The 13,910-nt window shown below is 69.6% G+C and carries 19 protein-coding genes; 9 read left to right on the top strand and 10 right to left on the bottom strand.

Annotation, left to right across the window (positions count from 1 at the left end):
- Window positions 1-145 precede the first annotated feature (145 nt).
- Together HUV06_RS09250 and dapB are read left to right on the top strand one after the other, a co-directional pair.
- Window positions 146-763: an FMN-dependent NADH-azoreductase gene (locus HUV06_RS09250; protein ID WP_174300983.1), complete on the top strand. Its 618-nt coding sequence runs from the start codon at window positions 146-148 to the stop codon at window positions 761-763.
- Window positions 764-1,072: 309 nt separating this feature from the next.
- Window positions 1,073-1,852 (top strand): 4-hydroxy-tetrahydrodipicolinate reductase, encoded by a 780-nt coding sequence (dapB, locus tag HUV06_RS09255; protein ID WP_174300984.1) that lies wholly within the window; start codon window positions 1,073-1,075, stop codon window positions 1,850-1,852.
- A gap of 3 nt (window positions 1,853-1,855) precedes the next feature.
- Here dapB and HUV06_RS09260 read toward each other — a convergent pair whose 3' ends face one another.
- The 4 genes from HUV06_RS09260 to HUV06_RS09275 all read right to left on the bottom strand — a co-directional run bounded on the left by HUV06_RS09260 (window position 1,856) and on the right by HUV06_RS09275 (window position 5,224).
- Window positions 1,856-2,092, bottom strand: a complete 237-nt coding sequence (locus HUV06_RS09260; RefSeq protein ID WP_174300985.1) for a hypothetical protein — start codon at window positions 2,090-2,092, stop codon at window positions 1,856-1,858.
- Window positions 2,093-3,265: a GNAT family N-acetyltransferase gene (locus HUV06_RS09265; protein WP_254601011.1), complete on the bottom strand. Its 1,173-nt coding sequence runs from the start codon at window positions 3,263-3,265 to the stop codon at window positions 2,093-2,095.
- A gap of 25 nt (window positions 3,266-3,290) precedes the next feature.
- Window positions 3,291-3,752, bottom strand: coding sequence for a RidA family protein (locus HUV06_RS09270; protein ID WP_174300987.1), 462 nt, complete (start codon window positions 3,750-3,752; stop codon window positions 3,291-3,293).
- Window positions 3,753-3,847: 95 nt separating this feature from the next.
- Window positions 3,848-5,224 (bottom strand): ABC1 kinase family protein, encoded by a 1,377-nt coding sequence (locus HUV06_RS09275; RefSeq protein ID WP_371811041.1) that lies wholly within the window; start codon window positions 5,222-5,224, stop codon window positions 3,848-3,850.
- Window positions 5,225-5,298: 74 nt separating this feature from the next.
- Here HUV06_RS09275 and HUV06_RS09280 point away from each other — a divergent pair, with 74 nt between their 5' ends.
- From HUV06_RS09280 to HUV06_RS09290, 3 genes are read left to right on the top strand one after another with little or no spacing between them, the layout of a single operon-like run.
- On the top strand, window positions 5,299-5,652 hold the full coding sequence (locus tag HUV06_RS09280; protein ID WP_174300988.1) for a hypothetical protein: 354 nt from the start codon (window positions 5,299-5,301) through the stop codon (window positions 5,650-5,652).
- Window positions 5,649-6,572 carry an ABC transporter ATP-binding protein gene (locus HUV06_RS09285; RefSeq protein ID WP_174300989.1) on the top strand — a complete coding sequence of 308 codons (924 nt, stop codon included), beginning with the start codon at window positions 5,649-5,651 and terminating at the stop codon, window positions 6,570-6,572. The genes HUV06_RS09280 and HUV06_RS09285 overlap by 4 nt, the downstream gene beginning before the upstream one ends.
- The gene (locus tag HUV06_RS09290; RefSeq protein ID WP_174300990.1) at window positions 6,569-7,831 is read left to right on the top strand and encodes an ABC transporter permease; all 1,263 of its coding nucleotides are present in this window, start codon (window positions 6,569-6,571) and stop codon (window positions 7,829-7,831) included. Before HUV06_RS09285 ends, HUV06_RS09290 begins: the two co-directional genes overlap by 4 nt.
- Before the next feature lie 81 nt (window positions 7,832-7,912).
- Here the strand turns inward: HUV06_RS09290 and HUV06_RS09295 are convergent, their stop codons facing one another.
- Window positions 7,913-8,854, bottom strand: a complete 942-nt coding sequence (locus HUV06_RS09295) for a bifunctional riboflavin kinase/FAD synthetase (RefSeq protein WP_174300991.1) — start codon at window positions 8,852-8,854, stop codon at window positions 7,913-7,915.
- Window positions 8,855-8,864: 10 nt separating this feature from the next.
- Entirely contained in the window at window positions 8,865-9,326 is a 462-nt protein-coding gene (locus HUV06_RS09300; protein ID WP_174300992.1) for a MaoC family dehydratase, read from the bottom strand.
- Between the two features lie 157 nt (window positions 9,327-9,483).
- Here HUV06_RS09300 and HUV06_RS16520 point away from each other — a divergent pair, with 157 nt between their 5' ends.
- Window positions 9,484-9,912 carry a hypothetical protein gene (locus HUV06_RS16520; protein ID WP_217433748.1) on the top strand — a complete coding sequence of 143 codons (429 nt, stop codon included), beginning with the start codon at window positions 9,484-9,486 and terminating at the stop codon, window positions 9,910-9,912.
- 81 nt (window positions 9,913-9,993) lie between these two features.
- On the opposite strand, the gene HUV06_RS09310 is transcribed toward HUV06_RS16520, so the two are convergent.
- Window positions 9,994-10,776, bottom strand: coding sequence for a hypothetical protein (locus HUV06_RS09310; protein WP_174300993.1), 783 nt, complete (start codon window positions 10,774-10,776; stop codon window positions 9,994-9,996).
- A 224-nt stretch (window positions 10,777-11,000) separates the two neighbouring features.
- Here HUV06_RS09310 and HUV06_RS09315 point away from each other — a divergent pair, with 224 nt between their 5' ends.
- Window positions 11,001-11,423 (top strand): Hsp20 family protein, encoded by a 423-nt coding sequence (locus HUV06_RS09315; RefSeq protein ID WP_174300994.1) that lies wholly within the window; start codon window positions 11,001-11,003, stop codon window positions 11,421-11,423.
- Window positions 11,424-11,469: 46 nt separating this feature from the next.
- Window positions 11,470-11,724, top strand: coding sequence for a DUF1150 family protein (locus tag HUV06_RS09320; protein WP_174300998.1), 255 nt, complete (start codon window positions 11,470-11,472; stop codon window positions 11,722-11,724).
- An 18-nt stretch (window positions 11,725-11,742) separates the two neighbouring features.
- On the opposite strand, the gene HUV06_RS09325 is transcribed toward HUV06_RS09320, so the two are convergent.
- The 3 genes from HUV06_RS09325 to HUV06_RS09335 form a co-directional block, all read right to left on the bottom strand.
- The gene (locus HUV06_RS09325) at window positions 11,743-12,207 is read right to left on the bottom strand and encodes a PTS sugar transporter subunit IIA (RefSeq protein ID WP_174300995.1); all 465 of its coding nucleotides are present in this window, start codon (window positions 12,205-12,207) and stop codon (window positions 11,743-11,745) included.
- Between the two features lie 61 nt (window positions 12,208-12,268).
- Window positions 12,269-12,913 carry a ribosome hibernation-promoting factor, HPF/YfiA family gene (gene hpf / locus HUV06_RS09330; protein ID WP_174300999.1) on the bottom strand — a complete coding sequence of 215 codons (645 nt, stop codon included), beginning with the start codon at window positions 12,911-12,913 and terminating at the stop codon, window positions 12,269-12,271.
- Between the two features lie 116 nt (window positions 12,914-13,029).
- Entirely contained in the window at window positions 13,030-13,428 is a 399-nt protein-coding gene (locus HUV06_RS09335; protein ID WP_371811044.1) for a YccF domain-containing protein, read from the bottom strand.
- 307 nt (window positions 13,429-13,735) lie between these two features.
- Between HUV06_RS09335 and HUV06_RS09340 the strand changes: the two genes are divergently transcribed.
- Window positions 13,736-13,861, top strand: a complete 126-nt coding sequence (locus tag HUV06_RS09340) for a nucleotidyltransferase family protein (RefSeq protein WP_174300996.1) — start codon at window positions 13,736-13,738, stop codon at window positions 13,859-13,861.
- Window positions 13,862-13,910: the final 49 nt, after the last annotated feature.

Raw genomic sequence — 13,910 nt, forward strand, 5'->3', positions numbered from 1 at the left:
CATCGCCAAGCCGGAGGTCATCACCTCCATCGGAACCCGCCAATGGGCGCAGGTCAGTATTTAGGACGCCTGGTATTCCACGGTCACGCGCTCGGCAAGCCGATCTCCGGCTTCCGCTTTGGATAATCCCCTAAGGAGACCGATCATGACCAGGCTTCTCGTCGTCGAGACCAGCCCACGCGGCGACCATTCCATCTCGCGCAACATGACGCGCCGCTTCGTGGCGGACTGGCGCGCCGCACACCCGGGCGGCGAGGTGGTCGAACGCGACCTCATGGAAACCGAGTTGCCGTTCGTGACCGCGCCGTGGCTCCAGGCCTACTTCACGCCAGCCGGGCAGCACTCGCCCGAGATGAAGGAAGCGCTGCGTCTGTCCGATACGCTCGTTGGAGAAATCCTTGCGGCCGGCCACATCGTCATCGCCACGCCGGTCTACAACTACAACGTGCCGGCTGCGTTGAAGGCGTGGGTCGACCACATCGTCCGCAAGGGACTGACGCTCGGCTTCGATGGCGGTGGCCTCGTCACCGGCAAAACAGCGACGGTGCTGCTGGCCTCAGGCGGCGTCTACACCGAGGGCTCGCCGATCCGCGATCGCGATATCGCGAGCCAGTACCTGCGCCTGATCCTGGGCGTCATCGGCATCATCGATGTGAGGGTGGTCGCGGGCGGCGGGGCCAAGGCGGTCGACATGGGCGAGCAGACGATGGACAGCTTCATCGCCACCATCGAACCCGAGATCGAACGCGCCGCCGCGGCCTGAACGACCGGCGACTTGTCGAAGGCGCACTTCTCTTTTGCTGGTTAAGGGCGGGAGGGTTGCGGTTGTGACCACGTGCGGCGAGCGGATGCAGCGGGGCTGCGGCGAGAAGCGTCCTGGAGCAAGGATGCGCCGCCTCCAGGTCGCCGGCTACAGCCGCGGCGGATCGGCGGGCGCGGAAGGTGGACGTCGAGCCGCCGGGCGGCGCCTGAAAGGCTAGTGCGCCCAGCACCGGAGCCCACCGAAGACGACTCCTAGGCTGCGGCGTCCCTGTCGCGTCGCCGACGCCGCCTCGCCGGGGTATGAGCAGTTATGCGCGATTCACCTCCCCTCCGCCTCGCCGTAGCTGGCGCGTCCGGGCGCATGGGCCGGGCTGTCACCCGGGCGGCTGAGGGTCGTGAAGACCTGCACATCGTGGCGCGCTTCGGCCGGGCAGCCGGTCAGGAGGCCACCCCCGACTCGCTTGGGCATGCGCTGCGGACGGGCGAGGTGGTGATCGACTTCACCTCGGCTCAGGCGTCGGTTGGGCTTGCGCGCGCCTGCGCGGAGCGCGGCGGTCCCGCCCTGGTGATCGGCTCGACCGGCTTCACGGCCGAAGACGAGGCGGCGCTACGCCGGGCGGCCGAGCGCATCGCTATCGTGCGCGCCGGCAACTTCTCCCTCGGCGTCAACCTGATGATGGGGCTTGTGCGCCAGGCCGCTCGGGCGCTGCCCGCGACCGACTACGACGTGGAGGTGCTTGAGGCGCACCACCGGCGCAAGGTGGACGCGCCGTCGGGCACGGCGCTGATGCTGGGCGAGGCGGCGGCGGAGGGCCGCGGGGTGGAATTGGCCGCGGCCTCGGAGCGGGGGCGCGACGGGATCACGGGCCCGCGGCCGGACGGCGCCATCGGGTTCGCCGTGCTGCGCGGGGGCGGCATCGTGGGCGAGCACAGCGTGCTGTTTGCGGCGGAGGACGAGATCATCACCCTGTCCCACTCTGCCCGCGACCGCAGCCTGTTCGCCCGCGGCGCTCTGGCGGCGGCTGCCTGGGTCGTGGGCAAGCCATCGGGGCTCTACGACATGCAGGACGTTCTCGGCCTGTCTGGCTGAGCCTCACCGCCCAGCCATCTGCGCCATGATCAGGTGGGCGACCCAGCTCGCGAGCGCCGGGGCCACGAACAACAGGAAAAGCACGATCAGCAGGCCGCGCCAGTTGCTGATGATCGGCTCGCGGGCGCCTCGGGCGCCCCGCGCCCGCCAGCGCATGGGTCCCTCGCGCTTTGGCGGCTCCGGCGGCGGCAGGTCGCTCCAGGGGCCGCGAAACGGGGGATCGGGGTCGCGCCGGGGCACCTAGCTGTCCTCCTCGCGGAAGGGTGAGTACTCAGCCTCCAGCATGGCCATCTCGCTCTGTACCTGGGCGCGCTCCTGCTCCAGGTAGCGGGCCACCGGCGCGCGGAGCGCCGGGTCAGCGATCCAGTGGGCGGAGTAGACCGGCCTCGGCAAATAGCCCCTGGCGATCTTGTGCTCGCCCTGGGCGCCCGCCTCCACCCGTTTCAGCCCCCGTGCGATCGCTTGCTCGATGGCTTGGTAGTAGCAGAGCTCGAAGTGCAGGAAGGGCACGTGCTCCACCGCGCCCCAGTTGCGCCCGAACAGGGTGTCGCCGCCGATCAGGTTGAGCGCGCCGGCGATCCAGCGGCCCTCGCGGCGCGCCATGACCAGCAGCACCTTGTCCGCCATGCGCTCGCTAAGCAGGCTGAAGAAGCGGCGGTTCAGGTAAGGGCGGCCCCACTTGCGCTGGCCGGTGTCCATGTAGAACTCGAAGAAGGCATCCCAGTGCTCTTCGCGCAGGTCCGCGCCGCTGAGGGCGTGGAACTCCAGCCCCGCCTGGGCGTCCCGCCGCTCCCGCCGGATGGTCTTGCGCCGGCCTGAGGACAGGGCGGCCAGGAAGTCGTCGAAGGTGGCGTAGCCCGCATTGGCCCAGTGGTACTGCTGGTCCTGGCGCAGCAGCAGGCCCTCCTCCCCCATTCGGCGCCATTGGGCTTCCAGCGGGAAGGTGACGTGGAGCGAGGAGGCGCCGGTCTCCACGCATACCGCCCGCGCGCCAGCGAGCAGGATGTCTTGCACCGCCTCGCGGTGGGGACCGTCGCGAGCGATCAGACGCGGGCCGGTGGCGGGGGTGAAGGGCACCGCGCACTGGAGCTTGGGGTAGTAGCGGCCGCCCGCCCGCATATAGGCCTGGGCCCAGGCGTGATCGAAGACGTACTCGCCTTGGCTATGCGACTTCACATAGAGCGGCATGACGCCGACCACCTCGCCCGAGGCGTCCTGGACGCTCAGGTGGCGAGGCGCCCAGCCGGTGCGGGCGCCCACCGACCCGCTCTCCTCCAGCGCCTGCAGGAAGTCGAAGCAGGTGAACGGGTTGGCGGCGTAGTCGAGCGCTGAGTTGCAGCCGTCCCAGGCCTCCCGCCCGATGTCGGCGAGGCTCCCATGGACACGGACTTCGGGCTGAAGGGCGCCGCTCACCCGGGGCGCCGCTGCGCCGCGCCGCTCAGGGCGCAAGCTCCACCACCGCATCGACCTCCACCGCAAAGTTGCGCGGCAGGCGGTAGACGCCGACCGCGGCGCGGGCGTGGCGGCCTGCCTCGCCGAACACCTCCACCATCAGGTCGGAGCAGCCGTTGATCACCGCCGGGATGTCGAAGAAGTCCGGCCCAGCCTGGACGAAGCCGCCCAACTTCACCACGCGCGCCACCCGGTCTAGGTCGCCGAGGGCCAGCTTCATTTGAGCGATCAGGTTGATGCCGCAGAGGCGGGCGGCGCGCTGGGCGGTCGCAAGGTCGATTTCGGCCCCCACGACACCGGTGATCCCACCGCCCTCGCCCAGGGACACCTGTCCGGAAATGTGCAGCAGGTTGCCGGTGACCACGAAAGGCACGTAGTTGGCGATGGGGGCGACGGGCGCGGGGAGCGTGACGTCCAATTCCGCCAGCTTCGCCTCGACCTTGGACATGCGGGGTGCTCCGTTCGGGCTAGCTCTTAACTGGTTATCGGGACGCCGCTCAATGCGGAACCAGGCGGCGTCGAAGGACGAGACGACGCAAACGCTCAGCTTAATCCCACCGCCACCAGCGCCGCCGCCTGGCGCGCCGCCAGCGCTTCTTCGTCGAACCCGGCGACCGACTCCTCAAACAGCTGGCGCCAGTTCATCTCCGCCTCCAGGTGCAGGAAGGCGGAGCCAAGGCCGATGGCGGCGCGATCCATGAACACGAACTCGCGAGGGATCTTCACCGGCCCCTTGTCCTTCAGGGCCTGACGCACGGCGAACGCCTCCCGGCGGCCGTAGTCGCCAGGCGCCACGCCGTCGGCCACCGTCCTCACCCGGTCGTCCAGGATGGGGCCGTAGATGAAGCCGGCCCACAGGTTCAGCACCTCTACGAGATCGTCCTTGATGCCCGCGAAGCCCCAGCTCTCGTAGGCCGCGCGCTGCTCGTCCCGGTCGCCGCTGGCCAGGGCGTGGAACAGCCGGACAACGCCGGCCACGAAGCGAGGCGGGAAGACGCGCACGCAGCCGAAGTCCATCAGGTTGAGCGCGGCGGCGTCCTCGGTGAGCGTGTAGTTGCCGAGGTGCGGGTCGCCGTGGATGACGCCCAGCTGGATCATCGGGCCCCACCAGGCTTGGAAAAGCAGGGTGGCGACCCGGTTGCGGACCTCGAGCGAGCCGCCCTTGAAGGCCATCAGCCCGCGTCCGTCGAGCCAACTCATGGTCAGCAGCCGTCGCGTGCTCAGCGCCTCCACAGGCTCGGGCACCGCGATGTCGTCGCGGCCGGTGAAGAAGTTGGCGTAGAGGCGCATGGCCTTGGCCTCGTGGGTATAGTCCAGCTCCTCACGCAGGCGGTCGCCGATCTCCACCATGATTTCGGAGGGGTCCAGCGCCCGCTCCACACGGCGGAACAGAGCGAGCGCCGCGCCCAGCTGCGCGAGGTCGCTCTCCACCGCGCTCTGCATCTCCGGATATTGCAGCTTCACCGCCAGCGTGGCCCCGTCGAGCCCGGTCGCCCTGTGCACCTGGCCCAGCGAGGCGGCGGCGGCGGCGTCCAGGTCAAAGGCCTTGAACCTTGCCTGCCAGTCGGGGCCGAGTTCTGCGGCCATGCGGCGGCGCACGAACGGACGGCCCATGGACGGCGCATTGGTCTGCAGCTCGGCGAACTCGGCGGCGAGCTCGGGGGGCAGCAGGTCGGGGACAGTCGCAAACATCTGCGCCGCCTTCATCAGCGGCCCCTTCAGGCCGCCGAGCGCCGCCTTCAGGGCCTTGGCGTTGCGCACGTCCGCCTCGTCGCCGCCGAACAGGCGGTTAGCGCCGTAGGCGGCGCCAGCGCCCGCCAATCGTGCACCCACCTGGCCAAAACGGCGCACTCGCCCGCTCAGGCGATTGCGTTCGGGGTCGACGTCTTCGAAACTCATCGCTTGCAGGTAGTGCGTCATCCCTCCCGCTTCGACCGCAGGATGCGAGAAACCCTCGTGTCGCCGCCGCTGAAGCGTGGCAAGTCCATGCGGCGATGAAGAAGGCGCGCGCTCTGCGGATCATCCGCCGGCTGAAGGCGGCCGAAGCGGAGGTCTCCGGCTGGGAGGGCGAGTTCCTGGACAGCGTGGAGACGCGGCTCGACACCTACGGCCGGGCCTTCGCCGATCCGGAAAAGGGCGACCGCGACCATGCTCTGTCGGCCCTGCAGCAACGCAAGCTGAAGGAGATCGGCGCCAAGGTGGCCGGTGAGACCTCCGCCGACGACAAGCCTGCTCGGCAGCGGACCCGCCAGGATATTGGCCGCCCCGGCGGCTTCACGCGTCGCAAACCCTTTGGTGCGCCTCGTAGACCCGTCAAGGATGACGACGACGATGGCGAGGCGATATGAGCGCGGCCCTGGAGTTGGTCGGCGTGACCAAGCGGTATGGCGACTTCTCCGCGGTGCATGAGCTGTCCTTCGCCATCGAGCCGGGCTGCATCTTCGGTTTCCTGGGTCCCAACGGCGCGGGCAAGACCACGACGCTGCGCATGGTGCTGGGCCTGATCCCGCCGAGCGCAGGCGAGATCGTGGTCCTTGGCGGGCGCGGTGACCTCCCTACGGTGCGCGATCGCATCGGCTTCCTGCCCGAGGAACGCGGCCTCTATCGCCGCATGACGCCCCTCGAGGCGGTGATCTTCTTCGCAGGCCTGAAGGGCGTGACCGCGGCGACGGCGCGCAGGCGCGGCGTCGAACTGCTGGAGGCGCAGGGTCTGGGGCAGGCGCTGCATCGGCCCATGAAGGCTCTCTCCAAGGGTATGGCGCAGAAGGTCCAGCTGATCTGCGCCATCGCCCATGAACCGGAACTGGTGATCCTGGACGAGCCCTTCTCAGGCCTTGATCCGGTGAACCAGCAGGGGCTGGAGGGGCTGATACGGAGCCTCGCCCAAAGGGGTGCGACGGTGATCTTCTCCACCCACGTCATGGCCCACGCGGAGCGGCTGTGTCGCCGGGTGGCGTTGATGGCACGCGGCCGCAAGGTCTTCGACGGCACGGTGGAGGCGGCCTGCTCGGCTGTTCCTCAACGCATCGTGATGGAAGGGGCGGTCAGCCCTGCCCAGCTCCAGGCGCTGCCCGGCGTCTTCGCAGTGGACGAGGCGGTGGATGCCCACAGCGGCCGCCGGATGCTCACGGCGACGCTGGCCGGAGGCGCAGAGCCCCAGGCGGCGCTCAGGGCCGCATTCCAGCGGGAGCTGGACGTGACGCAGTTCCGGGTGGAGGCGCCCACCCTTCACGACGCCTTCATCGTGCTGACCGGAGGCGTGGCATGAGGCGGGTGTGGATGATCGCGCGCCGGGAGTATCTCAGCTACCTGAGGACGGCGGGGTTCTGGGTCTCTCTCGCCGTCGTGCCGCTCGTGGTCGGTTACCTCACTCTGGGCGGCGTCAAGGCGGTCGAGTCGGCCGCTCCGCCGCCACGGCTGGCGATCGTGGACCTCTCCCACTCCGGCTTCGCCGAGGCGGTCCCGCCCCTGCTGGCAGGACCGCCCATAGTGGGCGTGCTGGTCCCCGGCCCTGCCTCGGCCTTCGGCGCCAAGGCTCCGGCGGCGGCGGCGTTGCAGGGCGCCTTGGCCGATCGAAGCAGCGGGCTGGATGTGGCCGCCGTGGTTTCCGGGTCCCCGACCCAGCTGCGTCTGGACGTCTGGAGTCGCGAGTCCAACGACCCCACCCTGGCCGAGGCGCTGCAGGACCTCGCCGCCAACCGAATGCGACAGGCTCGGCTGAAAGCCCAAGGCGTCTCCCCCGCTTTGGTGGAAAGCCTCACGCACGGGGGGCCGGAGCTTCGCCGCTACTCCGTCCAGACCCACGCCCAGCTCACCGCGAAGGACCAGACGCCGGTGCTGATGGCCATGTACATGGCCCTGCTGCTGCTGGTCAGCCTGATGACCGCCGCCGGCATCCTGCTGAACGGGGTCATCGAGGAGAAGTCCGGTCGCATCCTGGAGGTCTTGATGTCCAGCGCCTCCATCCCGGAGATCCTGGCCGGCAAGATTCTGGGCTGTTTCGGCCTGACCCTGACGGTGCTGGCGGTCTGGGCCGCGTTCGGGCTCGGGGTGAACCTGAAGACCGCGTCCGCCCAACTCGGCCCTGAATGGGCGGCGATGGGCGAGCACGGCCTGGGCGCCTACTTCATCCTGTTCTTCATCACAGGCTATCTCATGTACGCCTCGATCTTCGCCACCATCGGCGCGTTCTGCGAGACCGCGCGGGAGGCCCAGACCCTGCTCGGCCCGCTTATGATCCTGCTCGCCGTCCCGACGGTCTTCCTGCTGGTGGCGGTCCAGCGGCCGGATGCGCCGGTGGTCACGCTGCTGTCGCTCTTCCCGCCGTTCACGCCCTTCCTGATGCCTGCCCGGATCGCGGCGGGCGTGGCGGGCTGGCAGGCGGTAGCGGGGCTGCTCCTGATCTCAACGACCGCAGGCCTCGTTGTTTGGTTGTGCGGCCGGGCGTTCCGGGCCGGGGCGCTGTCTGGGAGCGGGATCGATCTGAAGCGGCTGGTGGGCGGGGCGATGCGCCACCGCAGCCACTGATCTACGGAAGATCGGATGGGCCGCGCTCCGACCTTCAAATAAGACGAAGATCAGCGGTCAGCTTCAGCCTGTCGTGTCCGCTTAGAAGGGCGGCATCAGCAGCTCGCGGGCGCGGTTAGCGTCGAAAGCCATCTGATGGATCATAGCGTCAAGACTGTCGAACTTGCGGTCGCCGCGGATCAGGTCTGTGAGCTCGACCTCCAGCGTCTGTCCGTAGAGGTCCTCGTCGAAGTCGAACAGGTGCACCTCCAGCCGCTCGTCCACTCCGTCCACTGTGGGGCGGCGACCGACATAGGCCACCCCAGGGATTTCGCGGCCGTCGGCCAAGCGGGTGCGAGCCGCGTAGATGCCGAACAGTGGGCGCACGTAGTCCTCCAGCGAAATGTTGGCCGTGGGGAAGCCGATGGTGCGCCCCAGCTGATCTCCGTGAACCACCACGCCCTCGATGGCGAATGGCCGACCCAGCAAGCGCGCAGCTTGGCGCGGATCGCCCTCGTGCAGGGCCCGGCGCACGGCGCTGGAGGAGCACTTGCCGCCATCGGCGGCGGACACCGGTTCAGCGATGGAGACGCCAAAGCCGAAGCGTTCGCCATAGCGGCGCAGGCTCTGCGGGTCACCGGTGCGCCCAGCCCCGAAGCTGATGTCGAACCCAGCCGCCACGTGCCGGGCGCCCAGGCCGCCGGCCAACACCTCGCGAGCGAAGGCCTCGTCGGTCAGGGAAGCGAGTTCCGCATCGAAGGCGAGCAGGTGAAGGCGCTCGACACCCAGATCCGCCAGCACCCGCCCGAGCTGGTCCGGCGTCAGCAGGCGAAAGGGCTCCGCGTCAGGCTGGAACCAGCGGCGGGGGTGGGGCTCGAAGCTGACCACCGCCAAGGGCGCATGCAGGGCCGCCGACGCCCTGGCTGCATCCGCGATCACCTGACGGTGGCCGCAATGCACCCCGTCGAAGTTGCCGAGCGCGACGGCGCCGCCCCGCTGGTCGGGCTCGAGTCCGCGCCAGCCATTGACGATGTGCAGGGCCACTCGCTCCGCCTCAGCGAGCCCGGGCGGCGACGTTGGCCCGCGGCACGGCGCGAGGCGCGCGCAGGATGGCCTCACCCTCCAGCACCGTCTTGCCCTGCACTGAACATCGGGTGGTCAAGCGCACATGACCGGCCTTCAGGTCGACCTCCGACACTTCGGCCCGGGTCAGGACCTCGTCGCCGATGCGCACCGGTCGTCTGAAGGTCAGGCTCTGAGATACATAGATCGCGCCTGGTCCAGGCAGCTTTTCGCCCAGAAGCGCTGAAATCCACGCGCCGAGCAGCATGCCATGCGCCACCCGCCCGCGGAAAGGCGACGCCTCTGCGTAGTGCTCGTCCATGTGCAGCGGATTGCGGTCGCCGGACACCTCGGCGAAGTCGGCAACGTCCGATGGCGTCACGGTGCGCAGCTGTTCGGCCGCCAGTCCCACCGCCATCGCCTCCAAGACCATCCCCGCAGGCTGTTGCGCCATGGAGCCCCCGTGCTGTGCGGCCCCTCATAGCGCGATGGCGCCGCGGGTGCGAGACCGCTCGGGCTTGCCAATGTAAGCTGAAATTAACACCTCTCGAACCGAAGGCCTCCTGGCGCGTTGTAAGGGCCAAGGAGGACGTTTCGTCCGGAGGTTTGAAATGCGGAAGGTAGTGACAGCGGGTGCGGTTGCGGCTTTGGCCCTGGCCACGACGCTTGGTTCAGTGGAGACCGCCTCGGCCCAGCGCGGTGGCGGCGGGTTCCACGGCGGCGGCGGTGGTGGAGGTTTCCACGGCGCCGGCGGCGGCGGATATCACGGTGGCGGCTACGGTGGCGGCTACGGTGGCGGCTATGGTGGTTATCGCGGTGGCTACGGCGGATATCGTGGCGGCTACGGATACGGCCGAGGATATGGTTACGGCTACGGCTACGGTCGTGGATACGGCTATGGCTACGGCCTCTATGGCGGCTTGGCGGGCTTTGCGATCGGTTCGGCCATCGCGAGCAGCTATTACCCCTACTACGGGTACGGCTACGGCTATCCGGGCTATGGCTACGGCTACCCCGGTTACGGCTATTACGGCTGGTAGGGTGCCGGGCTCAACAGCCCTGCATCTTTAATCGGCAGGAGCCCCTCGCGATGCAGTCGCGAGGGGTTTTGCGTTAAGTCGTCAGCAGCCGCAGAGCTGCGCCCCGCTGAGTGGGGCGCCGTAGCCGTAGGCTGGCGTCATGTAGGCCTGCCCGCCGTAGCTCGTATCGGGCGTCTCGGCATAGCCGTTGTATCCGTAGGCGTAGGCGCCACCGTCACCTTGCGGAGCCGCGCCGTTGAACGGCTGGCGAGCTGCGTAGCCGCCATAGGGGTTGTAGCCCCCGCCGTCGCCGCCATAGCCCATCTGGGGCGAGTAGCCGCCATCGCCGTAGCCCTGTGGGGAGTACTGTCCGGCGTCATAGCCACCGCCGTAGCCATAGCCCGCGCTGTCGGCGTCAAGGCCCAGCGCACCGCCGGCGAGCAGGCCATAGCCGAAGCCATAGCCGCCGCGCCCGTAGCCGCTGCGATCACCATACCGGCCGTAGCCTTGTCCATAGCCGCGGCCGTATCCGCCGGCGTAGCCCTGACCACCATAGCCGCGCTCGCCATAGCTTCCACGGTAGGCCGGTCCCGAGCCGTAGCCGCCCACGGCATGACCGCCGTAGCTTTGACCGCCATACCTGCCGTGATTGGAGCCCCAGCCGCCGCCGGAAGCGCCGCCATAGTTGGCGAAGCCGCCGCTGCGGAAACTCGAGTGGCCGCCGGCGCTTGCCGTGGCGTAGGCGGAGCTTCGGGCCTGGGCGCTGGCCCCCGCCACCGCTCCTGAATAGCTTCCCCCACGGCCGCCGTGGCCCCCCGCCTGGGCGGCGCCCGCGGCGCTCGTCGTCGCCAGGAGGGCGGCCCCGATCATGACTGCTGTACGCATGGCGCTTGCTCTCCGTGGATGCTCGCGGCCCGGCCGCAAAGGTTAACGTAGCCTTGCGCCGTTCGGCTGCGGCCGACGTCGGTTTTCAACCAAGAGGGGAAGCGCACTGACCAGACGCATTGAAAACAGCTGCTGCCGGAACCATCTTGGGACGGTCGAGGTCCAGGCATGCCGGCATCGGGTGCGGAGGGTCTTGCGAAGTCGCTTGCAAGAGGACTTTGGCCATGACGACCCGGACGCTCGTGTTCGACAGCCCGTTTCTGCTTGGGTTCGAGCCGACCCGCGCCCTCATCGAACGCGCCACCCGGGCGGCGGCGGAGGGCTATCCGCCCTACAATGTCGAGCAGCTGTCCGAGGACCGCATGCGCATCACCATGGCGGTTGCGGGCTTCTCGCCGGACCAGCTGCAGGTGACGGTGGAGCACAACCAGCTCCTGGTCACCGGCCGCCGCGAGGGTGAAGGCCGAGAGGGCTCGGCCTACCTGCACCGTGGCATCGCGGCGCGAGGCTTCCAGCGCACCTTCGTCATGGCCGACGGCATGGAGGTCGAAGGCGCTCTGCTGGAGCACGGCTTGCTGCACCTGGATGTCCGGCGCCCGGCGCCGGAGCGCTCGGTCAAGCACATCCCCATCCGCACGGCCGGCTGAACCGGCGCCTGCGCGGACGTTCATAAAACTGAAGGAGGCGGTCATGATGACGCCATCGCTGACAGCCGAAGCTTTCACCGCCCTTGGCGGCCCGGACCTCGTCTATGTCCGTCCGATCAAAGCGCAGGAGATCATCGCCACCACCTCGCCGGAGGCGAGGCGCGGTGTGGACCTCACCCCTGACCAGATCCTGTACGCGGTGCATGGCGCCAACGGCGCCCGACTGGCGGTGTTGGCCGATCGAGACTCAGCCTACGCCGCCGCGTTGGCCAACGAGCTGGCGCCTGTCGCCGTCCACTAGGGTCGACCTCTGCGCCGGTCACGCCGCCGAGGTCGAGCTCTCCTGAGAGAGCAGGGCGTAGATGGCGTCGGTAGTGCGGGCCTTGCGGAGCTGCTCGCGCAACTCGGCCCCCCGGAGCGCCCGGGCCGCCTTAGCCAGGGCGCGCAGGTGCTCCACGCCCGAACCTTCCGGCGCGAACAGGGCCAGCATCAGGTCCACCGGCCGGCTGTCCACCGCCTCGAAGGCGACCGGCGTCTCCAGCCGCACGAACACCGCCTTCAGGCCGGCCAGTCCGGGCAGGCGCGCATGCGGCACGGCCACGCCATTGCCAACGCCGGTGGAGCCTTCCGCCTCGCGTTCCAGCAGCCTGTCGAGCACATCGCCAGGCGGCTGGCGCAGCGCGCGGCCGGCGACCTCGGCCAGGGCCGCCAGCGCCTGGCGCTTGCTGTCTGCGCCGAGCCGCAACGCGATCGCGCCCGGCTCGAGCCAGTGGCCGATATCCATGTGCCGATGTCTTCCGAAGCGTCCCGGCGCGACCATAGGGCCGCGCGCGCCGGGGCGCATATCACATCCGCGCGTGCTGGGGTGGGGCGGCGGGAAGCGCCACTGGCGTGCGCTCCGGGTCGATCCAGCCGATGTTGCCGTCGCCGCGGCGGTACACCACCGACAGGCCGCCATGGGCGGCGTTGCGGAACAGCACCACGGGCGAGCCGGTCAGGTCCAGCTCCATCACCGCCATGGACACGGTCTGGGTCTTCACCGCGGCCTGGGCCTCGGCGATGATCATGGCGGCCGGCGCGCCGTCCCCGGCCGAGCCGTCCGCCCCCCAGTCCTCGTCGAACTCGTTCTCGTCGTCGGGCGCGCGAAGCACGGTGAGGGCGGCCATCTCGGGATCGCCCTTCGCCGCGCCATTGGCGTGGTGGTTCACCAGGCGGCGCTTGTAGCGGCGGATGCGGGTCTCGACCTTGGTCAGGGCGGCGTCGAAGGCTGTGTGGGCGTCGCCGCCCTGGCCGCGGGCCACCAGCTGCTGGCCGGTGGCGAGCAGGATCACCACGTCGACGCACAGGCCGTGGCCGTCGCGCATGACCGTCACCTCGGCGCTACCGCCCCGGTCGAAGTACTTGCCGATACCGGCCACCAGCTCGTCGGTGATGCGGGTTCGAAGCGCCTCGCCCACGGCCATGTGCCGGCCGGAGACCTGCACGGCCAGGGGAGAGGTCAGGGGAGCGGTGTTGGAAGCCATTCGCGTCCGTCCGTAGCTGGGGTTGGCCGCGGGACGGCGGCGTCGTCCCGCGCCGGAGACCAACGCCCCGGGCAGGGCGAGGTTCAGGCGGTCCGGCTCAGGCGCGGACGATCTCGGTCCCCACCGGCGCGAGCGACAGGCCAGCCAGCTTGAAGTGCTGGAAAGCAAAGGGAAATACCGATGATGGTGAGGGCCTGCAGCGCGCCGATGACCAGGTGGTGCAAGGCGAGCCACCAGCCTGCCAGGACCACCCAGGCCAGGTTGAGCCCCACGTCCAGGCTCCCGCGACCCGCATACAGCCCGGTCCGCGGGATGGCCGTGCGGCCGAAGGGGGCGAAGGCGAACAGGCCCAGCCGGAACGCCGCCGCCGCCCAGGGCAGCCCCACGATGGTCACCGCCAGCACCAGGGCCGTCAGCAGCCACAGCAGCCCCGACACCCAGCCGCCGAACACGAACCACAGCACGTTGAGCAGCAGGGTCATGGGCGGGGCTCCGGGGGCGGCCGCGATCCTGCCACCAAACGCGGCGCGCGCAAGCTCTCCATCCTAGCTGACAGGGCGCCAGACGCGACCTGGATTGCACCTGGAACGTAGCTCAACCGCAGCCGGACCGGAGCTGCAACGGAGCTGATCCGTAGCTGGAACGTGGCTGACCCGTGGCTGAAGAAGGCGCCGGGTTTCACGCGCCCGCGGCCCAGTCGTGCTAACGTCGCGCCATGCAGCGGGACGAGGTGCTGGCGGTCCTGAAGGCCCACGAACCAGAGCGTCCTGAGCCCGCGGCGTCGCCCGCGTGGCCCTGTTCGGCTCCCTGGCCCGGGGCGAGGCGCGCCCGGACAGCGACGTGGACCTGAGGGTGGAGATCGACCCGGCGGCCGGGCTCGACCTCTGGAGTTATACCAGCCGCCTGAAGCCCTGACTCCCGGCAGGGATTCCCAAGGAGCGCGGAACGTGAGTCGATGAGGGCT

It is taken from the genome of Caulobacter sp. S45, assembly GCF_903642205.1.
In the GTDB taxonomy this organism is placed as follows: domain Bacteria; phylum Pseudomonadota; class Alphaproteobacteria; order Caulobacterales; family Caulobacteraceae; genus CAHJWH01.

What these genes read in the sequence shown, in the direction of transcription:
- HUV06_RS09250 (WP_174300983.1), top strand. Translation starts at nt 146, where the DNA reads ATGACCAGGCTTCTCGTCGTCGAGACCAGCCCACGCGGCGACCATTCC.
- dapB (WP_174300984.1), top strand. Translation starts at nt 1,073, where the DNA reads ATGCGCGATTCACCTCCCCTCCGCCTCGCCGTAGCTGGCGCGTCCGGG.
- HUV06_RS09270 (WP_174300987.1), bottom strand. Translation starts at nt 3,752, where the DNA reads ATGTCCAAGGTCGAGGCGAAGCTGGCGGAATTGGACGTCACGCTCCCC.
- HUV06_RS09275 (WP_371811041.1), bottom strand. Translation starts at nt 5,224, where the DNA reads ATGACGCACTACCTGCAAGCGATGAGTTTCGAAGACGTCGACCCCGAA.
- HUV06_RS09280 (WP_174300988.1), top strand. Translation starts at nt 5,299, where the DNA reads ATGAAGAAGGCGCGCGCTCTGCGGATCATCCGCCGGCTGAAGGCGGCC.
- HUV06_RS09285 (WP_174300989.1), top strand. Translation starts at nt 5,649, where the DNA reads ATGAGCGCGGCCCTGGAGTTGGTCGGCGTGACCAAGCGGTATGGCGAC.
- HUV06_RS09290 (WP_174300990.1), top strand. Translation starts at nt 6,569, where the DNA reads ATGAGGCGGGTGTGGATGATCGCGCGCCGGGAGTATCTCAGCTACCTG.
- HUV06_RS09300 (WP_174300992.1), bottom strand. Translation starts at nt 9,326, where the DNA reads ATGGCGCAACAGCCTGCGGGGATGGTCTTGGAGGCGATGGCGGTGGGA.
- HUV06_RS16520 (WP_217433748.1), top strand. Translation starts at nt 9,484, where the DNA reads ATGCGGAAGGTAGTGACAGCGGGTGCGGTTGCGGCTTTGGCCCTGGCC.
- HUV06_RS09310 (WP_174300993.1), bottom strand. Translation starts at nt 10,776, where the DNA reads ATGCGTACAGCAGTCATGATCGGGGCCGCCCTCCTGGCGACGACGAGC.
- HUV06_RS09315 (WP_174300994.1), top strand. Translation starts at nt 11,001, where the DNA reads ATGACGACCCGGACGCTCGTGTTCGACAGCCCGTTTCTGCTTGGGTTC.
- HUV06_RS09320 (WP_174300998.1), top strand. Translation starts at nt 11,470, where the DNA reads ATGACGCCATCGCTGACAGCCGAAGCTTTCACCGCCCTTGGCGGCCCG.
- HUV06_RS09325 (WP_174300995.1), bottom strand. Translation starts at nt 12,207, where the DNA reads ATGGATATCGGCCACTGGCTCGAGCCGGGCGCGATCGCGTTGCGGCTC.
- HUV06_RS09335 (WP_371811044.1), bottom strand. Translation starts at nt 13,428, where the DNA reads ATGACCCTGCTGCTCAACGTGCTGTGGTTCGTGTTCGGCGGCTGGGTG.